The sequence below is a fragment of the Pseudoalteromonas sp. Xi13 genome, assembly GCF_003952205.1.
Taxonomy (GTDB): Bacteria; Pseudomonadota; Gammaproteobacteria; order Enterobacterales; family Alteromonadaceae; genus Pseudoalteromonas; species Pseudoalteromonas atlantica.
In genome coordinates this window covers 604,025-629,067 of record NZ_CP034439.1, presented here as the reverse complement: position 1 = coordinate 629,067, position 25,043 = coordinate 604,025, and the positions used below count along the sequence as shown (strand labels likewise).

The 25,043-nt window shown below is 41.7% G+C and carries 26 protein-coding genes; 17 read left to right on the top strand and 9 right to left on the bottom strand.

Going from position 1 to position 25,043, the window contains the following annotated elements; translation table 11 throughout:
- Positions 1–22: 22 nt before the first annotated feature.
- From parE to EJ103_RS02755, 5 genes are read right to left on the bottom strand one after another with little or no spacing between them, the layout of a single operon-like run.
- Positions 23–1,912, bottom strand: a complete 1,890-nt coding sequence (parE, locus tag EJ103_RS02775) for a DNA topoisomerase IV subunit B (protein ID WP_055254871.1) — start codon at positions 1,910–1,912, stop codon at positions 23–25.
- A gap of 26 nt (positions 1,913–1,938) precedes the next feature.
- Complete coding sequence (locus EJ103_RS02770; RefSeq protein WP_004587965.1) at positions 1,939–2,508, bottom strand: YqiA/YcfP family alpha/beta fold hydrolase; 570 nt, start codon at positions 2,506–2,508, stop codon at positions 1,939–1,941.
- Positions 2,493–3,278 carry a metallophosphoesterase gene (locus EJ103_RS02765; RefSeq protein ID WP_126005936.1) on the bottom strand — a complete coding sequence of 262 codons (786 nt, stop codon included), beginning with the start codon at positions 3,276–3,278 and terminating at the stop codon, positions 2,493–2,495. Before EJ103_RS02765 ends, EJ103_RS02770 begins: the two co-directional genes overlap by 16 nt.
- Positions 3,265–3,723, bottom strand: coding sequence for a DUF1249 domain-containing protein (locus tag EJ103_RS02760; RefSeq protein WP_024031550.1), 459 nt, complete (start codon positions 3,721–3,723; stop codon positions 3,265–3,267). Before EJ103_RS02760 ends, EJ103_RS02765 begins: the two co-directional genes overlap by 14 nt.
- Before the next feature lie 20 nt (positions 3,724–3,743).
- Positions 3,744–4,376 (bottom strand): NUDIX domain-containing protein, encoded by a 633-nt coding sequence (locus tag EJ103_RS02755; protein WP_126005934.1) that lies wholly within the window; start codon positions 4,374–4,376, stop codon positions 3,744–3,746.
- Between the two features lie 150 nt (positions 4,377–4,526).
- Between EJ103_RS02755 and tolC the strand changes: the two genes are divergently transcribed.
- The 3 genes from tolC (at position 4,527) to EJ103_RS02740 (ending at position 7,520) form a co-directional block, all read left to right on the top strand.
- Positions 4,527–5,882: an outer membrane channel protein TolC gene (gene tolC / locus EJ103_RS02750; RefSeq protein WP_029772380.1), complete on the top strand. Its 1,356-nt coding sequence runs from the start codon at positions 4,527–4,529 to the stop codon at positions 5,880–5,882.
- A gap of 97 nt (positions 5,883–5,979) precedes the next feature.
- Positions 5,980–6,909: an LpxL/LpxP family Kdo(2)-lipid IV(A) lauroyl/palmitoleoyl acyltransferase gene (lpxL, locus tag EJ103_RS02745; RefSeq protein ID WP_054983765.1), complete on the top strand. Its 930-nt coding sequence runs from the start codon at positions 5,980–5,982 to the stop codon at positions 6,907–6,909.
- A gap of 38 nt (positions 6,910–6,947) precedes the next feature.
- Positions 6,948–7,520, top strand: a complete 573-nt coding sequence (locus EJ103_RS02740; RefSeq protein ID WP_024031547.1) for a toxin co-regulated pilus biosynthesis Q family protein — start codon at positions 6,948–6,950, stop codon at positions 7,518–7,520.
- Between the two features lie 63 nt (positions 7,521–7,583).
- Here the strand turns inward: EJ103_RS02740 and glnE are convergent, their stop codons facing one another.
- Positions 7,584–10,382: a bifunctional [glutamate--ammonia ligase]-adenylyl-L-tyrosine phosphorylase/[glutamate--ammonia-ligase] adenylyltransferase gene (gene glnE / locus EJ103_RS02735; RefSeq protein WP_126005932.1), complete on the bottom strand. Its 2,799-nt coding sequence runs from the start codon at positions 10,380–10,382 to the stop codon at positions 7,584–7,586.
- Positions 10,383–10,460: 78 nt separating this feature from the next.
- Here glnE and EJ103_RS02730 point away from each other — a divergent pair, with 78 nt between their 5' ends.
- From EJ103_RS02730 to ruvX, 6 genes are all read left to right on the top strand, one after another.
- Positions 10,461–11,354, top strand: coding sequence for a hypothetical protein (locus tag EJ103_RS02730; RefSeq protein ID WP_024031545.1), 894 nt, complete (start codon positions 10,461–10,463; stop codon positions 11,352–11,354).
- An 81-nt stretch (positions 11,355–11,435) separates the two neighbouring features.
- Positions 11,436–11,912: a hypothetical protein gene (locus EJ103_RS02725; protein ID WP_126005930.1), complete on the top strand. Its 477-nt coding sequence runs from the start codon at positions 11,436–11,438 to the stop codon at positions 11,910–11,912.
- 72 nt (positions 11,913–11,984) lie between these two features.
- Positions 11,985–12,719, top strand: coding sequence for a 16S rRNA (uracil(1498)-N(3))-methyltransferase (gene rsmE / locus EJ103_RS02720; RefSeq protein WP_126005928.1), 735 nt, complete (start codon positions 11,985–11,987; stop codon positions 12,717–12,719).
- Between the two features lie 75 nt (positions 12,720–12,794).
- Positions 12,795–13,745 (top strand): glutathione synthase, encoded by a 951-nt coding sequence (gene gshB / locus EJ103_RS02715; RefSeq protein ID WP_126005926.1) that lies wholly within the window; start codon positions 12,795–12,797, stop codon positions 13,743–13,745.
- 124 nt (positions 13,746–13,869) lie between these two features.
- The gene (locus EJ103_RS02710) at positions 13,870–14,427 is read left to right on the top strand and encodes a YqgE/AlgH family protein (protein WP_004586843.1); all 558 of its coding nucleotides are present in this window, start codon (positions 13,870–13,872) and stop codon (positions 14,425–14,427) included.
- A 9-nt stretch (positions 14,428–14,436) separates the two neighbouring features.
- On the top strand, positions 14,437–14,886 hold the full coding sequence (gene ruvX / locus EJ103_RS02705; RefSeq protein ID WP_004586842.1) for a Holliday junction resolvase RuvX: 450 nt from the start codon (positions 14,437–14,439) through the stop codon (positions 14,884–14,886).
- A gap of 133 nt (positions 14,887–15,019) precedes the next feature.
- Here ruvX and EJ103_RS02700 read toward each other — a convergent pair whose 3' ends face one another.
- Together EJ103_RS02700 and EJ103_RS02695 are read right to left on the bottom strand one after the other, a co-directional pair.
- A complete protein-coding gene (locus EJ103_RS02700; protein ID WP_126005924.1) occupies positions 15,020–16,153 on the bottom strand; it encodes a PilT/PilU family type 4a pilus ATPase in 1,134 nt (377 codons plus the stop codon).
- Between the two features lie 9 nt (positions 16,154–16,162).
- Complete coding sequence (locus EJ103_RS02695) at positions 16,163–17,203, bottom strand: type IV pilus twitching motility protein PilT (protein ID WP_004586840.1); 1,041 nt, start codon at positions 17,201–17,203, stop codon at positions 16,163–16,165.
- Positions 17,204–17,205: 2 nt separating this feature from the next.
- On the opposite strand from EJ103_RS02695, the gene EJ103_RS02690 reads away from it, so the two are divergent.
- The 8 genes from EJ103_RS02690 to EJ103_RS02655 all read left to right on the top strand — a co-directional run bounded on the left by EJ103_RS02690 (position 17,206) and on the right by EJ103_RS02655 (position 24,227).
- Positions 17,206–17,919 carry a YggS family pyridoxal phosphate-dependent enzyme gene (locus EJ103_RS02690; RefSeq protein ID WP_126005922.1) on the top strand — a complete coding sequence of 238 codons (714 nt, stop codon included), beginning with the start codon at positions 17,206–17,208 and terminating at the stop codon, positions 17,917–17,919.
- A 17-nt stretch (positions 17,920–17,936) separates the two neighbouring features.
- On the top strand, positions 17,937–18,758 hold the full coding sequence (proC, locus tag EJ103_RS02685) for a pyrroline-5-carboxylate reductase (RefSeq protein ID WP_004586838.1): 822 nt from the start codon (positions 17,937–17,939) through the stop codon (positions 18,756–18,758).
- Between the two features lie 26 nt (positions 18,759–18,784).
- Positions 18,785–19,318, top strand: a complete 534-nt coding sequence (locus EJ103_RS02680; RefSeq protein ID WP_126005920.1) for a YggT family protein — start codon at positions 18,785–18,787, stop codon at positions 19,316–19,318.
- Between the two features lie 57 nt (positions 19,319–19,375).
- A complete protein-coding gene (locus tag EJ103_RS02675; RefSeq protein WP_126005918.1) occupies positions 19,376–19,819 on the top strand; it encodes a DUF4426 domain-containing protein in 444 nt (147 codons plus the stop codon).
- Positions 19,820–19,823: 4 nt separating this feature from the next.
- Entirely contained in the window at positions 19,824–20,423 is a 600-nt protein-coding gene (locus tag EJ103_RS02670) for an XTP/dITP diphosphatase (protein ID WP_126005916.1), read from the top strand.
- Positions 20,420–21,556 carry a radical SAM family heme chaperone HemW gene (hemW, locus tag EJ103_RS02665; protein ID WP_126005914.1) on the top strand — a complete coding sequence of 379 codons (1,137 nt, stop codon included), beginning with the start codon at positions 20,420–20,422 and terminating at the stop codon, positions 21,554–21,556. The genes EJ103_RS02670 and hemW overlap by 4 nt, the downstream gene beginning before the upstream one ends.
- Positions 21,557–21,642: 86 nt before the next feature.
- On the top strand, positions 21,643–23,475 hold the full coding sequence (locus tag EJ103_RS02660; protein ID WP_126005912.1) for a DUF885 domain-containing protein: 1,833 nt from the start codon (positions 21,643–21,645) through the stop codon (positions 23,473–23,475).
- A gap of 83 nt (positions 23,476–23,558) precedes the next feature.
- Positions 23,559–24,227 (top strand): hypothetical protein, encoded by a 669-nt coding sequence (locus EJ103_RS02655; protein WP_126005910.1) that lies wholly within the window; start codon positions 23,559–23,561, stop codon positions 24,225–24,227.
- Here the strand turns inward: EJ103_RS02655 and EJ103_RS02650 are convergent.
- Positions 24,224–24,940 (bottom strand): SIMPL domain-containing protein, encoded by a 717-nt coding sequence (locus tag EJ103_RS02650; protein WP_126005908.1) that lies wholly within the window; start codon positions 24,938–24,940, stop codon positions 24,224–24,226. The two genes, EJ103_RS02655 and EJ103_RS02650, sit on opposite strands and share 4 nt — an antisense overlap.
- Positions 24,941–25,043: the final 103 nt, after the last annotated feature.

Sequence of the window (25,043 nt, the reverse complement as noted above, 5' to 3'; positions counted from 1 at the left end):
CCAAGTGTTAAACACAAGCCTATTATACCTGTGCTTTATTACCGTGATCTTCTAGCCACTGGCGTCTGTCTGACGAGCGCTTTTTAGCAAGTAGCATATCCATCATTTCTAATGTTTGCTCTTCTTCATCTAGCGTGAGTTGCACTAAGCGGCGAGTATTTGGGTCCATTGTCGTTTCGCGCAGCTGCAGCGGGTTCATTTCGCCCAGCCCTTTAAATCGTTGCACGTTTACTTTACCGCGTTTTTTCTCTGCTTCTATGCGGGCCAAAATACCTGTTTTTTCATCTTCATCGAGGGCGTAATACACCTCTTTACCAATGTCGATTCTAAACAGCGGTGGCATCGCTACGTATACATGTCCTGTTTTAACCAGTTGCGGAAAATGACGCACAAACAAAGCACACAATAAGGTGGCAATGTGTAGTCCATCCGAGTCAGCATCGGCCAATATACAAATTTTATTATAACGCAGGCCGGTTAAATCAGTTGAGTCAGGGTCAATACCCAGCGCCACCGAAATATCATGCACCTCTTGCGAGGCTAATATTTGCCCTGATTCAACTTCCCACGTATTCAAAATTTTACCGCGCAGTGGCATTATTGCCTGAAACTCACGATCGCGTGCCTGCTTAGCCGAGCCACCTGCTGAGTCACCCTCTACCAAAAATAGTTCGGTACGGTCGTTATCGGCGGCACTACAGTCGGTTAGTTTACCGGGTAACGCAGGGCCTGAGGTAACGCGTTTGCGCACTACTTTTTTAGCCGCTCGCAATCGGCGCTGTGCATTTGAAATACACAGTTCTGCAAGCAATTCTGCAGTGTCTGTGTGCTCGTTTAACCATAAGCTAAATGAGTCTTTAACCACACCCGATACAAACGCTGCACATGAGCGAGAAGAAAGCTTTTCTTTGGTTTGGCCGGCAAATTGTGGGTCTTGCATTTTTACCGATAACACATAGCTACAGCGCTCCCAAATATCATCTGGGGTAAGCTTTACGCCACGCGGTAATAAGTTTCTAAATTCACAAAATTCGCGCATTGCTTCAAGTAAGCCTTGGCGCAAACCATTTACGTGTGTACCACCTTGTGCGGTAGGAATAAGGTTTACATAGCTCTCAGCAATCGATTCGCCGCCTTCAGGTTGCCATACAACAGCCCAATCAGCCCCTTCAATCGAGCTTGAAAACTCGCCTACAAATGGGTCTTTTGGCAGTACTTCAAAGCCTTTAACAGCTTCAATTAAGTAATCCTTTAAGCCTGTTTCGTAAAACCATTCTTGAGTTTCTTTAGTCTGCTTATTAACAAACTTAATGCGCAAGCCTGGGCATAAAACCGCTTTAGCTTTTAATAGGTGGTTTAATTTAGTAATTGAAAAGTTAGCAGAGTCAAAGTAACTCGCATCGGGCCAAAATCGAACGGTTGTACCGGTGTTGCGCTTACCAACAGTGCCAATGACATTTAAGTCTTCAACTTTATCACCGTTTTCAAAGGCCATTCTAAATTGTTGAGCGTCGCGCCTTACCGTTACTTCAACACGGTGCGATAACGCATTTACAACCGAAATACCTACCCCGTGTAAACCGCCCGAAAACTGATAGTTTTTGTTAGAGAATTTACCACCTGCATGCAGCTTGGTAAAAATCAGCTCCACCCCAGGAATACCTTCCTCAGGGTGAATATCTATAGGCATACCACGGCCATCGTCTATAACTTCAAGAGAGTTATCTTCGTGTAAGATCACATCAATTTTAGTGGCATGGCCCGCCATGGCTTCATCGACACTGTTATCGATAACCTCTTGGCCTAAATGGTTTGGACGTACCGTGTCGGTATACATACCAGGGCGGCGTTTTACCGGCTCTAATCCATTGAGAACCTCAATGGCTTCGGCGTTATAATTTTGCTGACTCATAATTTTTATCTTTATATGCGCTTAGGCTAATTTGTTTTAGGTAATTTAAGAAACTCTACAATACTATCTAAGGTGCGTTCAAAACCAACAAAGCTGTGATCGCCACCAAACTCAACTAACTGTTTGCATTGTGAAAAATAATTTACTGCGTGTTGATAATTTAACACTTCATCTCCCGTTTGCTGCAACAAATAGAGCAGTTCGGGGGATGTTAATTTAGGCACATACAATGCTTTTAAAGCATCCATGTGGCTGGTATTTAACTCATAATGATAATCTTGATACGGATTATAATTGTGGCCAATAAGCGGCGCTAATAAGTTAAACGGTGCTACTGCTGGGTTTATTAATGCTGCTCGCAGGTTATAACGCTGCGACAAGTAGGTGGCATAAAACCCACCTAGTGAGCTCCCAAGTAACGCGGTATCTGGCGTTAATAAATGCTCAAGCTGTAAAATAGCTTGTAAGGGCTCGTGATTTAAACGCGGTACGCAATAGTCAACGTCATAGTTTGCCATAAGCTCGCCAAAGCGCACAGCTTTATATGATTTTTCAGAACTATTAAAGCCATGAATATAAATTACGCGTTTAACCATACAACATCCGTTTTAACTGTTAAAGCATTGTCCTGTGTAGTTAAATGCAACATTCGATAAGCGGGGCCGTGGTCTTCTTGCTGCCATTGCGGGCAATTTTTTGTAAATTGCACCGAACTGGCGGGCGTTGCATAAATACTCAGCTCTCTAAAAGTTTGCGTATAGTGATTATGCACATGACCGTGCAGCAACGCCGCTACATTAGCACTATTAACTAACACGTTTAATAATTGCGGGCCGTTTTCAAGCATGTGTTTATCAAGGTAGCCATTAATAGCTAGCGGGTTGTGATGACAAAACACCACATGCTGCGATTGCGAACTTGCTAAACAATCCGCGATTTCATTTAAGTGCTCGCTAGACACCCACCCTGCTGGTGTAGGGCCTTTTGAATTTATAAGTAGCAGCTCAAATCCTTGTGCGATAATGCGTTTAGCTGACACTATTTGCCCACTACTGATGCGATTAAGCATGGCAATCTCATCATGATTGCCTGGTACCCAAAATACTGGGCAGGTCAAATCAGCGTTATTAATAAGCTCAGCAAATAATAAATAAGATTCAAAACTATGATCTTGTGTTAAATCACCACCAAATATAACCGCATCTAATGACTGCGTGGCCATGTGCGCTAATGCTTGTACAAAATGCGCGGCGGTGTTTACGTTAAAGTACTCTGCGTTAGGGTCGGCAAATAAATGGCTATCGGTTATATGCGCAACACGCAGCGATGAGCGGTTAAAGTGATAATGCTCATCAAACCAAGCCATTGTTTATATCCCAGTTTAGTACTGCTCGGCCATGCTCTACACAGGCTACTAACCAGTCATATAAAAATGCATTAAGTTGATACTTTTCATCTTTTTGGTGCATTTTAGGATTTGGATAACCATAAGATGGCTTTATCCGTTGATGATAATCGTGGTGAATAATTTCAGCCACTTTTGCATCTTGATAAAGCCTGACTGTTAAATACAAAGGAGAAACGCCCTTAACCATCCCTGTTAGCTGTTTGATAGAAATATCCAGTGTGTACTTAGCACTATCGTCAATGATAATGGCAAATTCACTATGACCTAATTTAACTTTACGCACACTATTAGCGCTGCGCTCTTTAGGTAATAGTTTTGAAAGACGTACGTAATTATGCTCGCAAAGCGTCATGTACTTTGGGAGGCTCTGAATATATCGTTGGGTTGCTAAAAGTGCTGTCAAAGTACCGCCGTATTAAAAAGTTAAAATGATGTCCACTTACTGCTTATTTTTTCACGATTTAACGCCAACCACTGTAAACAGATTACCGTTGCCGCGTTATCTATTTCACCGTTATTGAGGCGCGAAAGCGCATCATCAAGGCTTAAAATATGAGTTTTAATGTCTTCACCTTCGCTTTCAAGGCCATATACACCACTTTGTACTTGGCTTAAATCTGCCCGTGCTAGGTATAAATGTAAGCGCTCAGTGGTACCGCCCGGACTTGAAAGGTAAGAGAGCATAAATTCAAGGTCAGTAAGCTCAAGTCCAGCCTCTTCATAGGCTTCTTTTTTTACCACCCCTTCGTAATCGGTACTGCCATCGGTCATACCGGCAATACATTCTAGCAGCCAGGGCGAGTGTTTGCTGTTAATAGCGCCAATACGTATTTGCTCTATTAAAAGTACACTTTGCGTAGTTACATCATAAGGTAGAACAGCGATTGCATCACCCCGCTCTAGTATTTCGCGCTTTATAAGCTGCGATGTACCACCATTAAACAGGCTATGCTCAAACTCATACATATCCACCTTAAAAAAGCCATTATACAGACTTTTAACTGCTTTTAAGCTCACATCTTTATGTGTAAATTGAACCAAGCTTTTATCTGCCATATTATACATCCCGCTTATTTAAACGATTAAAGTTTGTTAATATATTCTGTTACATTTGAACATACAGTTTTACTAATTTCTTTTTTAGTTATTAAGCAAAACACGTTACCATGCTTTTAGTACAAAATTTGTCTAAGGACTGAACCTAACATGAAAAAGAACATCCTTGCAGCGCTCGTTAGTTTGTCGTGCGCATTAGGCACAACCACAGCAAGTGCTGAAGATTTAATGCAAGTTTTTGAAATTGCTACTGCTAATGATCCCACTGTTTTAAAAGCAAAAGCCCAAGCAGATGCGCAATCTTACGAGAGCGATTTAGCAATGAGTGCATTACTGCCGCAAATTGGCGTAAGCATGGGCTATGAAAAAAGCGATTCTACCTCTTTTCAAAGCGTCGGTGATTTAGCTGACCAAGTTAAAATAAACAGCGATACCGACCAATTCACGCGTGGTGTTAGTTTAAGCCAAACCTTATTCGACTTAGGCGCATGGAATACACTCGATATTGCCGAAAAACAAGCGCTGCAAGCCAATGCGCAATACGATAACGCAAAACAAAACTTAATTGTGCGCGTTGCTGAAGGCTATTTTAACGTATTAAGCGCCATTGATAACCTTGAATTTGTGCAAGCCGAAAAGCGTGCCATTGAACGCCAGTTAGAGCAAACAAAACAGCGCTACGCAGTTGGCCTTACAGCAATTACAGATGTTCACGAAGCGCAAGCACAATACGATAACTCAGTAGCACAAGAAATTATTGCCAGTAATGCCGTTGAAACCGCACGCGAGCAACTGCGTGAAATAACCGGTAAGTACCACGCAAAACTAGATTTTTTAAACACCGAAACATTTTCAACAGTAAAACCGGTTAAAAAATCGACTGACTTTGTAAAAGTAGCTGAGAACAATAATATCAGCTTACAAGTGGCTAAAGTCACGGTTGATATTGCTAAAGATCAGATCACGCTTGCTAAAGCTGGCCACTACCCAAAGCTAACACTTGATGCCAGCTACGGTGATTCTTTAACTGACCAAAATATAAATGGTTTAAGCTTTAACGACCAACCACGCGCCGACTCAACATCGGTTGCCGTTAATTTAAGTGTTCCTCTGTACACAGGCGGCGCAACCGTAGCTGCAACTAAACAAGCCCGTGCGTTTTATGTTTCAGCCAGCCAAGATTACGAAACAAATTACCGCGCCGTAACGCGTACCGTTATTACCTCATACAACCAAGTTGTATCAGACATCGCGACTTACAAAGCTCTAGAGCAAGCTGTGGTATCAGCGCAAAGTGCGCTTAAAGCAACAGAAGCTGGTTTTGAAGTAGGCACGCGTACTATTGTTGATGTGCTTGTAAGCACGCAAAACCTGTATGATGCAAAACGTAACCTAGCTGATGTACGCTATCGTTACGTGTTATCTACGCTTCGCTTAAAGCAAGCTGCAGGTACACTAACAAGTGCCGATTTACTGGGTATTAACCAAGGCTTAAAAAAAGCCTAATAAGTTAAAAAGTAACGTTTAAAGCCAGCCATTGCTGGCTTTTTGTATTTTATAACACTAAGCGTTAAACTAGCGTTTTTATTTTAGAGAGTATTTTGTGGTCACCTCATCTCCTTTTAAAGCCTCGTTTTTAGGCCCTCGTTATTGGCTAACGTGGATTGGCGTTTTCTTTTTGTATTTGATTTCGTGGTTGCCACAAAAAATTCAGCTTAGCTTAGGTAAGTTATTGGGGCGCTTAGTACATAAATTTATGAAACGTCGTCGCCATATTGCCGAGGTTAATATAAAGCTGTGTTTTCCTGATATGAGCGAAGCTGAGCAACAACAGCTTGTGCTAAAAAATATGGAAAATACCGGTATTGCCATGGTTGAAACTGGCATGGCCTGGTGGTGGCCGCAGTGGCGCGTTAAAAAAGCGTATGGCTCTATTAAAGGATTGGAGCACTTTGAGCGCGTGCAGGCTCAAGGTAAAGGCGTATTGCTATTGGTGCCGCATATTTTACATTTAGAAATGGCGAGTCGTGTTATGGGCACCAAATGCCAAGGGCTGGGGTTTTACCGCCCACATAACAATGCACTCATGGAATACTTTACAACCAATGGCCGCCTTCGTTCTAACGAGTATTTAATTGGACGAAAAGACGTAAAAGGCTTGTTAAAGTCACTAAAAAATAAAAAGGTGTGTTATTACCTACCCGACCAAGACTACGGCCGTAACCGCTGTGAATTTGTGCCTTTTTACGCAGTGCCAGATACAGCCACAACCACAGGTACATTACTGTTTGCAGCAAGTAAACACTGCGAAACCATGAGCCTAATTAGTCGTCGTGATGAGCACGGTAAATACCATTTAGAAATAGTACCTGAGCTTGAAAATTTCCCAAGCGGCGATGATAAAGCAGATGTAACACGTGTAAATCAGCGCGTTGAGCAATCAATTAACGCTGCGCCTGAGCAATACATGTGGCTGCACCGCCGTTTTAAAACACGCCCTGATAAAAATACCCCTTCTTTTTATAAAAAGTAGTGGTATAAATAAATAATGATAATAAATGAGCATGAGTTATGTGGTTTTGGGTTAAGCATTTAATACTAGCAGTTGCATTAATCTTACTAGCTACCTATGTGTTAGTTGGTACGGGTCCATTGTTTGACATAAAAGAGAGTAAAAACGCAGCTGCCGAGGGGCTTTCACGCTTTTATTCGTCTATCCGTAACCAAGTTAAATCCGATAGGGAGCGCGATAAGTTTGTACTACAACTTAAAAAGCCCGAGCAAACACTTGATCGTGTTTTAGCAGAGCGCGGCAGAGCCGTTGACCCTATGCCTGCTAGCTGGACAGGAACAAGTGCACCAAGACGCTTTGAAAACGGCTCAACGTTAAAAGACGTACTTAACCAATACGCTAAAAGCGAAGGTATTCAATTATATTGGTATTTGAGTAAAGACTACGTTGTAAAAGATCATTTTAGGGTTGATAGCAGTTTTACCTCAGCGCTTTATCAAGTTGGCCGCGCAATTAATGATGACTTTGAATACGAAGTGTATACCTACCTTTGCCACAAACAGCGCGCAGCGGTGATCACTGAGCTACCTTCTGAATTTGTGCGCAGCAATTGTTTAAAGCTTAATACTTAGCAGCGTAAATAAACCAAACCCATACATAATAAAAACCCAAGCCTGTGCTTGGGTTTTTAGTGTTTATGTTTCTAGTTCAAATATTGCATTCCAGCATGCCGTTACACTTTCTATATCGGTTTGATACTCCTTACGCGACACCAAGCGAGCTTGCTGATTTAGGCTTAATACGTGATAACGTGAGCGATAATCAATATACGCCTGGATTAACTGCTGCTTTTGGGTTTTAGTGATACAACCAATCGCAGCAGCGTCTGTAAGTATTCTTACATTATCGGAAAACACCGTTAGCTGGCTAAACTGATTTGCGTTTTTGAGCACTAGGTATTGAGTTATAAATTCAATGTCGGTCATGGCGCCTACATCTTGTTTTAAATCAAATTGCTCAGAGTTTCCCTTAGCTAAGTGCGTGCGCATTTTTTCGCGCATTTTAAGCACATCCTGCTTAAGTGTATCTACATCGCGTGGGGCACATAATATCTCTTTACGAATTTGTGCAAAACGCGCTCTTAGCTCATCTTGGCCTAATATAACGCGGGCGCGCACAAGCGCTTGGTGCTCCCAAGTCCATGCTTGGGTTTGCTGATAATGATTAAAGCTCTCTAAGTTAATAGCCAATAAACCAGAGGCGCCTTCAGGGCGCAGGCGTGTATCAAGCTCATACAATATGCCCGAGGCGGTACGGGTATTAAATAAATGCATTAAGCGCTGTGCAAGTTTTAAATAAAACTGTCGTGAGGTAATCGATTTATCGCCATTGGTGCTGCTATTACCGTCGTGATTATGCACAAACACAAGGTCTAAGTCGGAGTCGTAGCCTACTTCAAAGCCGCCCGTTTTACCGTACGCAATAACGGCAAAGCCTTTGTGTTCATCATCTGTATTTGGTGGCATGCCAAAGCGCTTAACCGTGTTATACCACGCTATATTAACGGCCTGGTCTACCACAGCCTCGGCAAGAGCCGTTAAGTGATCGCTTACTTTCATAACATCAATCACACCGGTTGCATCGGCAGCCGCAATACGTAATTGATGTGTTTGCTTAAACTGCCTAAGCGCTTCCATTTGTAGCTCTAGGTCGTCGTGTTCTATACGCAAAAAATATTGCCGTATTTCATCTTTATAGGCGCTCAACGTCGTAGGTTTGTAAAGGGCAGCAGGGTCTATTAGCTCATCAAGCAAAATAGGATAACGGGAAATATGCTCCCCTATCCATTTACTATGGCAACATAATAAAACAAGCTGCTTTAGCGCACCTTGGTTTTCGTAAAGCAATTCAAGGTAAGCAGTACGCGATACAATTTTATTTAAAATTTGGCATACCAAGGTAAATGTTTCACCGCTGGCATTAAAGTCACTAAGCTGTTTGAGCAATAAAGGCATTAGTTTGTCGAGAATATCTCGCCCACGATTCCCTATATTTACCTTACTCAAACGTTGTTTAAAATCATGAAGTGGCACTTGCCATTGCTCTTTTATATCGTTTAAAAAGCTAACATCACCATGATCCCAAGCACTTATAAACGCACCTTCGCAGGTATCAAGGGGAACAGTTTCCTCCCCTATCACCAATAAAAATTCATCGTGAATTTTGGCCATGACCTGCTCAATCTCGCTCATGGTATGGTCAAAGCTTTCAGACTCGAGTAAGTAATTTAAGCGCTCTTGATTGAGGTCATCATCGGGCAGGGTTTGTGTTTGTTGATCGTCAAACATTTGCAAGTATTGCTCTACTTTACGTAAGTGTAAGTAGTTGCGCTTTAGCTCATTCGCTTCTTGCTCATCCATCGCTTGGTTTAACGTTAACTGCTCTAAGGCGTACAGTAACGATTGGGTTTGTAAGTTAGCTTCTCGCCCACCACGCACCATTTGCAAAGCTTGTACAATAAATTCAACCTCGCGAATGCCACCAGCACCTAGTTTTATATTGTTGGTCAGGCGTTTTCGGCGAACCTCTTGGGCTATCATAAGCTTCATTTTTCTCAGCGATTCAATCACCGAAAAATCAATATAACGACGATAAACAAAGGGCTTTAAAAGCTGTATAAACTCATCCCAATATTGATTGGGTGTGCCAATTAGCCGCCCTTTTAACATGGCGTAACGCTCCCAATCGCGCCCTTGCTCCTGGTAGTAATCTTCTATGGCGTGAAAGCTCATCACTAAAGGCCCACTTTCACCAAATGGGCGCAAGCGCATATCAACCCTAAATACTTGCCCATCACCGGTTACTTGATTAAGTGCATTAATCAGTTTTTGCGCTACTTTGGTGTAAAACACTTGGGCTTCAATACGTTTACGCCCACCTTGGGTCGGTACATTGCGCGGGTAGGCAAAAATCAAATCTATATCTGATGAATAATTAAGCTCGTGGCCGCCCAATTTACCCATGCCTAAAACCATTAAAGGCAAAGAGTTACCTTGCTCATCTAATGGCTCCCCTGCTGTTTTTGCCGTTTGCGCATGGGCCCATCTATTTGCGCTATTAATAAGCATATCAGCTAATAGGCTTATGTATTTTATGCTGTCACTGATTGGGTTATCGCAACACAAATCGAGGTACGCTACTTTTAACCAGTATTTTTCTCGGTACTGTCTTAAAATCCTATTGCACTGGTTTTCATCTACCTGCTGTAAGTCAAGGCCGTCGAATGGCGCGGGAACATCTCGGCTAAATTGCTCATCGGGGTTTATTAACCAGTCTTTTAGTTGAGGTTGCGACTCTAAACTGCGAAAAGCAAAGTCGCTCAAAGCACATAATTTTACAACTTCTTCTTGTATAGGTTGCTGCGGATACAGCTGTGCAAAGCGTGTTGAGCCAAGTTTTTGTAATTGAATAGGAAGTTGCATTTTGTTACTCATCAATCCTCTCTTTTATATATGCGCTAACCATACTAGAATAACTAAAACCAAGAAAGGTTATCTCTACTTAGGATCAGCATGTCATATTTATCATTATCTAACACTAGTTTAGTTGCGATTGCCATTAGTTTTGCGGTTATATGCATTACTATTTTTAGTCTTAGAATTGTCGCTCAAATAAAAGCAAAACAGGCACTTAAAGATGAACTAGCGCAGCATGATAATTTTGCAATGGGGATTAGTTTCGCCTCAGAAATTACCGTGGTTATTGCCACTATGGCGTTTTTATTTGATGAAATAAGTATGAGTACGGCACAACATAATCCATTAAAAGTGGTTATTTTAATTGTTCTATTATTTACATTTATTAAAGCCGGGCATTTAATTCATAGAAAATGGATATTACATAGATTTAATGAAGAAGCTGCTATATTAAAGCAAAATGTATGCGCTGCATTGGTCGATTCTGGTATGTTATTAGCCAACTGCATTATTGCACTTGGCTTGTATACCTGGACTCATGCACAAGGGTTTAGTAACTTACTTATTGCTTTTGTTAGCTTTTTTACACTACAAGGGATGTTTGCACTAGATAGTAAAATCCGTGAATACCGCTTCGCTAAAGCAAACCAAGGTGCCTCACTGCAAAGTAACTTTAACCTTGAAAACACCTCTATTGGCATTAGATACGCAGGAAAATCAATAGGTTTAGCCCTAGCCGTGTATGCAGGATTATCTAGTGCGGCCTTTCAAAATGGAAAAATGGTCGAAAATATATTTACACTGGTAATGCATTGCGGTGTAATGTGGGTGTTACTATATTGTTTAAGTTTTGTAATAAAAGCCATTTCATTACCCAATATTGATGCCGCTTTAGAGGTCGACCATCAGGACAATATAGGCATAGCATGCATTGAGTTTGCTGTTTTTTGTGCTATAGGCTATTTACTTATTAGCATGTTTTCACTTTAACGCCACGCTATTAAATAAGTCGCCAAGCGCCCCGTATTTAGTTAACTGGCATAACACATTTGCATAAAGCAACGGGGCCCTATGTCATTTGAAGTAACTAACTATTTGTTAATTGATATAGATAACGAATTTAGTCGTACATTTGCCGAGTATTATTTTAAGCACGCGGCACCCGATACACCCAGCACCTTAATAGTTGCAGGCAGTAACACCCGTAAGCTGGTAAAAATGATGTTTGACGAACTCATTAAAGACTATTGCTATTGCGACCTAGAAAACGAAATTAGCGTATCTGAACTGGCCACTTACCTGCACGAGCACCACGATATTCAGGGCGTATTATTTAATAACACCGACTATCTACTTGCCGACGAAAAACAACGTTTTATATATAACTCCCTGCATGAAAAACGCTACGTAGTTAGCTTTGACGACAACGGCTATACATTTAATCGTATTACTGACGAAGGCTTTAAAAATCACTTATCGTGCGATACCGATATTGCCGAAACACCTAAAGATTTAATCGCACTTGCCAAGTCACTTAAACAAAAATAAATAATTGCGTACAACGCCCTGCTTACTTACCATAGCGCTATACACCTTTACGCTATAAAATAAGTGACCCCCATGCGAGTACCTCATATTTATCAGGCATCGAGTATTGCCTTAAACACCCCGGTTTCTTTAAACGACGATGCAGCGGGCCATATTGGCCGCGTATTGCGCATGAAAGTAGGCGAACATGTGTCTATTTTTAATGGCGAAGGCGGTGAATACTTCAGTGAAATTATTGAGGTAACTAAAAAATCAGTTGTTGTTATGCCACAACGTTTTGATGAGCATGATGTCGAATCGCCGCTTAAAATTCATTTAGGGCAATGCGTATCACGTGGCGACAAAATGGACTTTACCATCCAAAAATCTGTTGAGCTTGGTATTAGCGAAATCACCCCTGTTTTTAGTCAGCGCTGTGGCGTTAAACTCAGTGGCGACCGGTTAGAAAAAAAACACCAACAATGGCAAAAAATTGCAATTTCAGCCGCCGAACAATCGGGGCGTAACTTTGTGCCAGTTGTTCACACACCGGTTGATTTAAAGCAATGGCTTGAACAACAAACAGACGCCATTAAGCTCACTTTGCACCCTCGTGCCGAGCACAGCATTAAAACAATAACCGTTCCAAGCGCCGGTGTACGCTTTTTAGTAGGCCCTGAAGGCGGCTTTACCGATGAAGAAATGCTGCAAACTAAAGATCAGCACTTTGTTGATATTCGCTTAGGACCGCGCGTTTTACGAACAGAAACGGCCGCTTTAACGGTCTTAAGCGCATTACAATTACAATTTGGCGATTTAGCTAATTGAAATAGCTCAATGGCACCCTCATATTAAAACTATTAGCACTCTAGTAGTCATTATAATTAGATTAAGGCACAGCGCATGGCGATAAAGTTAGGTATTATTTCTGATCCTATTAGTGGATTTAACATCAAAAAAGACACCGGTTTTGCAATGATGATGCAAGCTCAAAAACGTGGCTACGAAATTTACTACATGGAGATGGATGACTTATCGCTTCGCCAAGGTAAATCGTATGCAACCGCAGCAAAAGCGCAGGTATTTAACAACACCGAAAAGTGGTACGAACTTGAAGAAAAAGCCACAATCGCGCTTGCCGACCTAGACGTTATTTTAATGCGAAAAGATCCGCCGTTCGATACGGAGTACATCTACGCAACTTATATCTTAGAGCGTGCAGAGCAAGAAGGTACATTAATTATTAATAAACCACAAAGCCTGCGCGATGCTAACGAAAAGCTATTTACAGCGTGGTTTAGCGAACATACGCCAGATACGCTAGTAACACGCAGCCAAGCTCAAATACGCGCGTTTTTAGCTGAGCATAAAGACATTATTTTAAAACCACTTGATGGCATGGGCGGCGCATCTATTTTTCGTATTAAAGAAGATGATGCAAACATTGGCGTTATTTGCGAAACCTTAACTGAGCATGGTAGTCGCTTTGCCATGGTGCAAAATTACATTCCAGAGATCAAACAAGGTGATAAACGCGTATTGGTTGTTGATGGTGAAGTTATTCCGTATTGTTTAGCACGTATTCCACAAAATGGTGAAACCCGCGGTAACTTAGCTGCGGGCGGCCGTGGTGAAGCCCGCCCCCTTAGCGAGTCAGACCTTAAAATAGCTCAAGCAGTTGCCCCTACGCTTAAAGAAAAAGGGTTAGTGTTTGTAGGGTTAGATATTATTGGCGACAAGCTCACCGAAATTAACGTAACAGCACCAACCTGCGTACGTGAAATTGAAGCCGCTTACGATATATCTATTACCGGTATTTTGTTTGACGCAATTGAGCGTAAGCTCGCTAAATAAACACCATTTATAAGTCCATTAATTTAAGTATTTCATACAATTAATGGACTTTTTATACGCTACGTATATATCTATGCCATACTCGAGGTTCAATAAGTATTCATAAACTAAAAGGGTGAAATCTATGCAATCATTAGAAAATCATTTTTTAATCGCTATGCCGTCGATGCAAGACCCTTTTTTTAAACGTGCCGTTACCTATATTTGTGAGCACAATGAAGATGGGGCTATGGGATTGGTGATCAACCAGCCTATTGATGTGACCGTTGGTGAGCTTTTAGATAAAATAGAAATAGACAACGACAAAACCCAACAAGCCGCGCAAGTCTCTGTGTTTGCAGGTGGTCCGGTTAAAACCGACCGAGGTTTTGTACTTCATTCACCCCAGCCAGGCTACTCTGCAAGCCAAAAACTTAGCAGTGATATAATGATCACCACATCAAAAGACGTACTTGCCAACCTAACCACCGCCCACGCACCTGAGCAATTTATTATTACGCTTGGTTATTCGGGCTGGGAGCAAGGACAACTTGAGAAAGAGCTTTTAGATAACAGTTGGTTGATCATTAAAGCCGATCCGAAGATCATTTTTGATACGCCGGTAGAAAAACGCTGGGAAAAAGCAGTTTCGATGCTGGGCTTTGATGTTAGCCAACTTTGCAGCGAAGCTGGACACGCTTAAAGAACGATAATGACGAAAAAAAACCTTAAGCCGCAAGGCCAGCGCACCGTAATGGGCTTTGACTTTGGCACCAAAAGCATTGGTATTGCCATAGGACAAGAACTAACAGGCAGTGCGTCTAGCCTAAAAGCGGTAAAAGCCCAAGATGGTATTCCTAATTGGGATCATATTGCGGTTCAAGTTAAAGAGTGGCAACCCGACTTAATGGTCGTCGGGTTACCCCTTAATATGGATGGTACTTCGCAAGAGGTAACCTTTAAGGCTAAAAAGTTTGCTAACCGCTTGCACAATCATTACGGCATACCGGTGCAAACACAAGATGAGCGACTCACAACCGCCGATGCAAAAGCGCGCTTATTTGAGCACGGTGGTTATAAAAATTTAGGGAAAGGAAATGTCGATAATATGTCGGCAGTGATTATTTTAGAGAGTTTTTTTGAAGCCAGTTATGGTGAATAAGTAATACCGCCTCCTCTAATTACGTAATCTATTTTAAAGGTAGAAAAACACCGCAGTGGTATAAAACGTTATAAGTAATTTTATCCATAAAAAAAGCGCCCAGCGGCGCTTTTTTTATGGATAAAATACAGTGTTAATTGCTGTTTTTATCATCTAGTCCATCTATGGTTACACCTTGTAAAAATCCTGCACCTTGTTGCTCGTTATTACGCAGCTTAATCATTAAGCGTAAATCGTTTGGCGAATCAGCATGATGCAATGCATCGGCGTAATTAATACGTTGCTGTTTGTATAGCTCAAATAAGGCTTGGTCAAAGGTTTGCATACCCATTTCTTTAGACTTAGACATGGCCTCTTTTATGCCACCAATATCCCCATTTTTAATTAGCTCTGCCACCATGGGTGAGTTTAATAATATTTCAATCGCAGCTACACGCCCTTCCCCATCAGAAGTGGGAATAAGCTGCTGGGCAACAATGGCGCGTAAATTTAGCGCTAAGTCGTACTTAAGCTTGTCGTGTTTTTCTTTAGGCACTAAGTGCATAATACGGTCAATGGCTTGGTTGGCATTATTAGCATGCAATGTAGCCACACATAAGTGACCCGTTTCGGCAAAGCTCAGAGCGTATTCCATGGTTTCTTGCGAGCGTATTTCACCAATTAAAATAACATCGGGAGCTTGGCGTAAAGAGCTTTTAAGTGCCGACTCAAAGCTGTCGGTATCAAGCCCTACTTCGCGCTGAGTAATAATACTTTTACGGTGCTCGTGTACAAACTCAATCGGATCTTCAATGGTGAGTATATGGCCACGCTGATGACGATTTCTGTAGCCAATTAAGGCAGCCAGTGAAGTTGATTTACCCGTGCCAGTACCACCAACAAACAGCACTAACCCGCGTTTTGACATAATCACATCGGTAAGGGTAGAGGGCAGCCCTAAATCACTTATATCAGGTATTTGCGTTACAATGCGGCGAATAACCATACCCGCTCTATCGCGCTGCCAAAAAGCCGATATACGAAAACGCCCTTCGTCTGTGGCTATCGCAAAGTTACACTCTTTAGTGGTATGAAATTCGTTTTTTTGTTTATCGCTCATTGCTGACTCTACAAGCGCAAGCGATTGCTCATCACTTAACTTATCGTCGCTAAGAGCGATAAGCTCACCATTAATTTTTGCACTGACTGGTAATTGGCTAGAGACAAATAAATCCGAGCCTTTTTTATCAATCATTATGTTTAAAAAGTGATTTAAAGATAAATTCATAATATGTCCTTAGCCACCAAACTGGGTTTTATCTTGGGCTTTTTCTTTTGCGGCTGCGGTTGTCACAATACCGTGATTAACTAAATTATTTAAACATTGATCCATGGTTTGCATGCCGTGTGATGCACCCGTTTGAATAGACGAATACATTTGTGCAATTTTATCTTCACGAATTAAGTTACGAATCGCCGGTACACCAATCATAATTTCGTGCGCGGCCACGCGTCCACCGCCAATTTTTTTAAGTAGTGTTTGCGAAATAACGGCACGCAGTGACTCAGAAAGCATTGAGCGCACCATATCTTTTTCTTCACCTGGGAATACATCAATAATACGGTCAATCGTTTTTGGTGCCGAGGTGGTATGTAGCGTACCAAACACTAAGTGGCCAGTTTCTGCGGCGGTCATCGCAAGGCGAATAGTTTCTAAGTCACGTAGCTCACCAACAAGTATTACATCCGGGTCTTCACGCAGCGCGCTGCGCAGTGCATTAGAGAAGCTGTGCGTATCTCGGTGTACTTCACGTTGGTTAATAAGACTGAGTTTATTATCGTGTACAAATTCGATAGGATCTTCAATGGTGAGGATATGGTGATGTTTTGTTTGATTTATATAATCGACCATAGCCGCAAGCGTTGTTGATTTACCCGAACCAGTAGGGCCGGTAACTAATACTAAACCACGCGGGTTATCTGATATTGTTTTAAAAATATCTGGCGCACCTAAATCCTCAAGCGTCAGTACATCGCTAGGGATGGTACGAAACACCGCTGCAGGGCCGCGGTTTGAGTTAAATGCGTTAACACGAAATCGTGCAAGGTTAGGCACTTCAAACGAAAAATCCACTTCTAGATTTTGTTCGTAGTCCTTGCGCTGATTATCGTTCATAATGTCGTAAACAAGGCTGTTTACATCTTTGTCTGCAAGTGCAGGTATATTAATGCGGCGAACATCACCATCTACGCGTATCATAGGTGAAACACCTGACGATAAGTGTAAATCAGATGCTTTGTGTTGCACACTAAACGCTAATAATTCGGTAATATCCATTTATGACTCCACAACTAACTGATAAATATATGGTTACAATAGCAGAACGACTCACATCCGCCTACGCTAGAATTGCCAGCGCGGCTAAAAATGCTAAGCGTAGTAGCGATACTATTACGCTGCTAGCAGTATCAAAAACAAAACCAAGCGACGATATTATTGCTGCCTACGAGCATGGCCAGCGCCAATTTGGTGAGTCTTATGTTCAAGAGGCTGTAGATAAAATAGCTCAACTACACACATTTAGCGACATCATTTGGCATTTCATTGGCCCTATTCAGTCAAATAAAAGCGCCCTTGTTGCTGCACATTTTGATTGGGTACAAAGCGTAGATAGAATAAAAATAGCTAAGCGTTTAAACAGTCAACGTCCAGAAAACCTAGCCCCTTTAAATGTGCTTATTCAAGTAAATATAAGCGCCGAGGAGGCAAAGTCGGGCTGTAGCGTGGAGCAAATCCCCGAACTAGCTGAGTTTATTGACCAATGTGAGCAACTCACTTTGCGTGGTTTAATGGCTATTCCGGCTAAAAGCGACGATCCGAGTGAGCAAAGTCAATCTTTTGAGCAATTACAAACTTGCTTTGATAAACTAAAGGCCCAATATCCTCATATAGATACGTTGTCGATGGGGATGAGCAATGATGTTGAAGCCGCCATTAGCGCAGGTTCAACCATGGTGAGGATCGGCACAGATATTTTTGGAACTCGAACTTAAAAGGTGATAACAGACATATGTCAGATAAAACAATCGCATTTATAGGCACAGGTAACATGAGCTACGCTATTATTGGTGGCATGGTAAAAAACGGTTTTAATGCAAACAACATCATTGCTACAAACCGCAACCAAGAAAAGCTTGCCAAGGTAGCAGACGATTTCAAGGTGAAAACCACCAGCGACAATAACGAAGCCTTACGCGATGCTGATGTCATTGTATTGTCTGTTAAACCACAAATGATGGGCGATTTATGTAAATCGTTTCAAGAATCGGGTATCGACTTTAGTGATAAACTGTTTATTTCGGTAGCGGCTGGCTTAACCGTTAAGCGTTTACGCGAAATGCTTGGCCAAAACGTTAAGATGGTACGTTGTATGCCAAACACGCCATCGCTACTAGGACGTGGTGTATCGGGTTTATTTGGCGCAGATGAAACAGCCGAAGAGCACGACTTTGTACAACAAGTATTTGAGTGCACAGGTATTGTTGTGTGGGTAGAGCAAGAGTCACAAATTAACGATGTCATTGCTGTGACAGGTTCATCGCCCGCTTACTTTTTCTTATTTATGGAAGCCATTGAAGAAAAAGCGAAAGCACTAGGCTTTAACGATGAAGATGCGCGTCGCTTAGTACAGCAAACTGCGCTAGGTGCAGCCGAAATGGCATTGAGCCAACCAGAGATAAGCATTTCGCAATTACGCGCTAATGTAACTTCTAAAGGCGGCACCACCCATGCTGCGGTTGAGCATTTAAAAGGCGAAGGCCTAGTGCAAACAGTTAGCGATGCAATGGATGCGTGTATTGCGCGTGCAATGCAAATGGAAAAAGAACTTTAAAATTACTTTTTATTGAAGGTTACACTATGAATGCCATGCAATTTTTGATCAGTACCCTGTTTGATTTGTTTTTAATGGTGGTACTACTGCGTTTTTGGCTACAGTGGGCAAAAGCCGACTTTTACAACCCAATGAGCCAATTTGTGGTTAAAGCAACGTCGTTTGCAGTTAACCCGTTACGTAAAATTATACCTGGACTAGGTGGGCTTGATTTAGCCTCTCTATTGCTGGCATTTATTGTAGCCGTTGCCAAAATTAGTACTTTAATGCTGGTGATATACGGCGCATGGGCTGCGCAACCTGTGCTTATACAAGCACTTATTACCGTACTTAAAGAAGGCTTAAACCTTGTATTTTGGGTATTGATTATTCGCGCTATTTTAAGCTGGGTAAGTCAAGGTTATAACCCAATAGAAGCGGTTTTCCATCAGCTTACTGAGCCAATGCTCAAGCCACTTCGTAAAATTATTCCACCAATGGGTGGCTTAGATTTATCGGTGCTTGTACTAATTATTGGTATTCAGTTTTTACAAATGCTGCTAATGGACTTTTTAGCCTAAATTTTTTGTTATAAGCAAAAGAGGCCCTTTGGCCTCTTTTTTATATAGGACATCATAATGAACCGTTTAATTAAGTTTTGCTTTATTAGTTTTTTAGCCTTTGCTTTTAATGCCCACAGTGAAGACATGCAAGGCGCACAGTACAAAGAGCTGGGCCCTTGGCAAGTGCATTACATTGCTTTTCCATCTACCTTTATTCAGCCGCAAATAGCTAAAACATATGGCCTTGAGCGTAGTGGTTATAAAGGCATTGTTAATATTTCAGTACTGAAAAACAATAGCGATAAAACCGCGCAAACCGCTAAGCTCAGCGGCACCGCAAAAAACCTACTCGGCAATAAGCAAGCCCTTACTTTTAAAGAAGTAAAAGAAGGTGAATCAATTTATTACCTTGCGCAAGTAGACTACACCAACGAAGAGATTTTACGTTTTGAGATAAACATCCAGCAAGGTAGTCAGTCTCAAAAACTCACGTTTCAGCAAAAATTTTACGTAGATTAAAAACATGACCAAAACATTAGTGCTTGCCACAGGCAACCCTGGCAAAGTTAACGAGCTGGCCAATATGCTTAGCCCGCTTAATATAAATGTGCTTCCGCAAAGCGATTTTAACGTAGACGAAGTGGCCGAAACCGGCACCACCTTTGTAGAGAACGCGATAATTAAAGCCCGCCATGCTGCTAAAATTACCGGCATGCCAGCCATTGCAGATGACTCAGGCTTAGAGGTAGATGGCTTAAATGGTGCGCCGGGTGTTTACTCAGCTCGTTTTGCCGGTGAAAGCGCCAGCGATCAAGACAACATAGATAAACTACTTAACGAATTAGCCGATAACCCAAATCGTAAAGCCCGCTTTTGGTGTGTGCTGGTATTAATGCGCCACGCCGATGACCCTACCCCACTTATTTGCAGCGCAAGTTGGGAGGGCGAAATTACGCAAATCCAAAATGGCGAAGGCGGCTTTGGTTACGATCCAGTATTTTTTGTAGCAGAGCAAAACTGTACCAGCGCCGAGCTCACCAAAGAGCAAAAAAATGCGGTGAGTCATCGCGGCCAAGCACTTAAAAAGTTATTACTAGAGCTACAAAGCAAAGGCGGCCTGTGAACCTTCCACCACTGAGCTTATATGTGCACGTACCTTGGTGCGTGCAAAAATGCCCCTATTGCGACTTTAATAGCCACGGGCAAAAAGGCGACATTCCTGAAGCTGAATATGTTCAGCATTTAATTGACGACTTAAAAGCCGATTTGCACTTGGTGCAAGGGCGTAAAATTCACAGTATTTTTATTGGCGGCGGTACACCAAGCTTATTAACTGGCGATGCATATACCCGCTTATTAAGCGAAGTCGATAACCTAATTGGCCTAAGCGACAACTGCGAAATAACCCTTGAGGCAAATCCTGGTACCGTAGAAACCGGGCGCTTTAAAGAGTACGTTAAAGCGGGTATTAACCGTATTTCTATTGGCGTGCAAAGCATGCAAAACGACAAGTTAAAAGCACTTGGCCGTATTCATGGTGCCAATGAAGCGCACTACGCTGCAGAGCAAGCTAAGCAAGCCGGGTTAAATAGCTTTAACCTTGATTTAATGCATGGCTTACCGGGGCAAAGCCTTGACGATGCACTGAGCGATTTAAAAAAAATAATTGCTTTAAACCCGCCACATATTTCCTGGTATCAGCTCACTATTGAGCCTAATACACAATTTGCATCCAAGCCGCCCACTTTGCCACAAGATGAAACCCTATGGGATATTCAAGAGCAAGGCCAAGCACTACTTGCTCAAGCCGGTTACATACAATACGAAATATCGGGCTATGCAAAGCCAGGCTTTCAATGCCAACATAACTTGAATTATTGGCGTTTTGGCGATTATCTCGGTATTGGCTGTGGCGCTCATGGTAAGGTGACTGATGCAAAAACCGGCATTATTACCCGTACTGAAAAAATCAAGCATCCGCGCGGTTACATGGATATGCTTAAGCCGTACTTGTATAAAAGCTGGCAAGTAGAGCAAGACGATTTAGCCTTTGAATTTTTTATGAATCGCTTTCGCTTAGTCGAGCCTTGCCCTATTGATGATTACAGTGCGCTGACTAATCAGCCATTACAAAGCCAACAAGCAGCGTTAACTAAAGCAATAAATGCAGGTTTGTTAATACAAGAAAATGGCCACTGGCAAGTTAGCCTCAAAGGGCATCGTTTTTTAAATGACCTGCTAGAATTGTTCGTGTAGTGGTTTTAACCACGCGCGATAAACATAAAATACAAGCAAATAAATATAATACACCCTAATGGGTTTCTAACAACAAAGGGAAAACAATGCGTAAACTTACCTTTATTGCAGCAGCCGTGAGCGTTGCTATTTTAGCCGGCTGCCAGCAGGCACCACAACAAACAACCCCGGCGCCTGCAGTTCAAGCGCAACCTGTGCAAAGCGAAATCGACAAAGCGAATGCGTTTTTTGAAGATACCTTTAACCGCGATGTGATGAGCAGCCCGGTTTATCAAACTTACATGGGTATTAAAAAAGATTACGATAAATGGGATGACGGCAGCGAAGAGCAAAAACTAAAAGACCTTGCGCAAGCAAAAGAAGACTTAGTTACTTTAAATGCTATCAACCGCGACCTGCTTGATGATGCCACTAAAGTAAGTTACGACTTAAAAAAACAAGACCTAGAAAGCTCGATTGCTGATTTTAAATGGCGTTACCATAACTACCCAGTTAACCAAATGTTTGGTACTCACTCTATGGTGCCTGCGTTTTTAATTAACCAACATTCAATTAGTAATGTTAAAGAAGCTAAAGATTATATTGCGCGTTTAAACGGTGTACCGACTGTATTTGATCAGCTAATTACTGATTTAGAAACCCGTGCTGATAAAGGCATTATTGCGCCTAAATTTGTGTTCCCACATGTTATAGATTCGAGCAAAAACATCATTCATGGTGCGCCGTTTGAAAAAGGTGAAGACTCAACACTATTAGCCGACTTTAAACGTAAAGTAAGCGCTCTTGAAATTAGCCAAGATGAAAAAGATGCCTTAATTAGCGAGGCAACTGATGCATTAAAATCAGCCGTTAAGCCTTCTTACTCTAAGTTAATTAATTACTTAGCACAGCTAGAAAAACGTGCAGATAACCGCGATGGCGCATGGAAACTGCCTGACGGCGAAGCGTTTTACAATAACGCACTTAAGCGCACCACAACAACTGACTTAACCGCTAAAGAAATTCATGCCATTGGCCTTGCTGAAGTAAAACGTATTCATGATGAAATGCGTGAAATTAAAGACAAAGTAGGCTTTAAAGGCGATTTAAAAGCGTTTATGCAGTTTATGAAAACGGATAAACAATTTTATTATGCCAATGACGAGCAAGGTAAACAGCGTTATTTAGATGAAGCCACTGGCCTAATCAACACCATGAAAACTCGTCTAGATGAGTTATTTATTGTTAAGCCAAAGGCTGATCTTAAAGTTAAAGCCGTTGAAGCATTCCGCGAAAAAGCAGCAGGTAAAGCATTTTACCAACAACCTGCGCCAGATGGCTCACGCCCTGGTATTTACTACGCAAATCTTTACGACATGGAAGCGATGCCAACGTACCAAATGGAAGCATTAGCGTACCATGAGGGTATTCCGGGTCACCACATGCAAATTGCCATTTCACAAGAGCTTGAAGGTGTACCTAAGTTTCGTAAGTTTGGTGGCTACACCGCTTATATTGAAGGTTGGGGCTTATACTCAGAGTACATTCCTAAAGAAATGGGCCTTTACTCAGACCCATACTCAGACTTTGGTCGCCTTTCAATGGAATTATGGCGTGCGTGTCGCTTAGTCGTTGATACCGGTATTCACGCAATGAAATGGACTCGCCAAGAAGGTATTGATTACTACGTAAATAATACGCCTAACGCCACATCTGACGGTGTTAAAATGGTTGAGCGTCACATTGTAATGCCATCGCAAGCGACAGCTTATAAAGTGGGTATGCTTAAAATTTTAGAGCTGCGTGAAGAGGCTAAAAAGCAACTAGGCGATAAGTTTGATATTCGTCAGTTCCACGACGTTATACTTAAAAATGGCCCTGTACCACTTAACGTACTAGAGAACTTTGTAAACGAGTGGGTAGCAAGTAAAAAAGCTTAATACTTGGTTATAAATAGAAAAAGGTCGCTGATGCGGCCTTTTTTGTTTTATAGTAATAAAAACGCTCAGAGGTAGAGTTAATAATGGATTTAAGCATACAATTACTTAATGCGCGCATTGCTAAGCATCAGCTAGACGAGCTCGATAACGACTTTAAACAGTTAAGCCCTGCTCAGCAAACATTACAGCTAAACCACCTTTACGAAAGTGCTTTGCGGATGAGTATTAAATACGACTTTATGCAAAATGTGGCAACACGTATTTTAACAACCAACACCCCACCAGCACCTTTTATCAACCAATTAACAACGTCTGATGCTTTAACGTTTTTTACACCTGCATTAAAAGAAAATAACGGCTTTTTAGCACAAGACGGCCAAGGAAATAATGTACTGCACAATGTATTTAAACACGCCAATGCTCAAAAGCTGGCGTTTAACTATGTGCGCTCATTAATGCTATTTGAATCTAACGATAATTTAGTAAAAGCCCTTGCACAAACAAATGCTCGCGGCCTTACCCCTGTTGCCTGTTATATCGCCTATGCTGATAAACCTAGCACACCAATAAAGCATGAATTTTCAGCATTATTAGCGCTTATGGAAATAGAGCAAAAACAAAATCCAACCGCTAAACAGCAACTGGCAAATATATTAAAAGGCGCTGATATAAACGAAACTAGCATTTTACTTAGCGCTGCTTACCTACAGCGCTCAACCGCGCAAATTGCCCACTTAGTTAGAGCAATTTAGTCACTTAAGTAATATTCAACACTGGTGACCACCCTCACCTTTTTGATATGTGGCGTATTTGAATCGCGATTGCTAATGCTAAATTGCCCTTGGCGAGCGGATTTTATTTTACCCAGCGTTGAGTTCGAATCTTTAGCAAATTTGTTGGCAACTTCACGGGCTTTTTCTGTAGCCTCTTGCACCATTGCAGGCTTTATATCGTTAAGGCCGGTAAATAAATACTCAACTTTGGTTTCGTAACTATTTTGCACAATGGCAATGCCCTGTTTAGCTAATTGACTCACTTTACTCAGCGCATTTTGTACTTTGTCGGGCGCGTTCGAATACACAATAATATTAACGCGTACCAAGTAACGAAACTTTTGATTATCGTTAGCGTATTCACGGGCTTGCTTATCAATAATCGACTGGCTACCCGTGCTTATTTCGTCATCATCAAAGCCATGTAGCTTTAAAAATGCAATAACAGCATCGTTTTTTTGCTCAACTCGACTAACCAGTTTTTCTAAGTCGTTGTCTGCGTCACTGTATTGCAGCGGCCAAATTACCGTATCGGCGCTAACTTCACGCTCTGCTAACCCTTTAACCTGCACACTACGTTCCATGCTTTTTACATCTACTGCGGCACTTTTAATAATAAAGCCTAATAAAATTAAGCCTATACTTAGGCAAATTGCGGCTATAACTGTGTAAAAACCGGGTGTTTTATTCACAAAAAACTCCTTGATTGATATCAATAATAAGTATCTATGCGCTCGAAATAACACAGCAAACAGGGTACATTGAGACTATAAATAACGCAAAATATAATCAGCC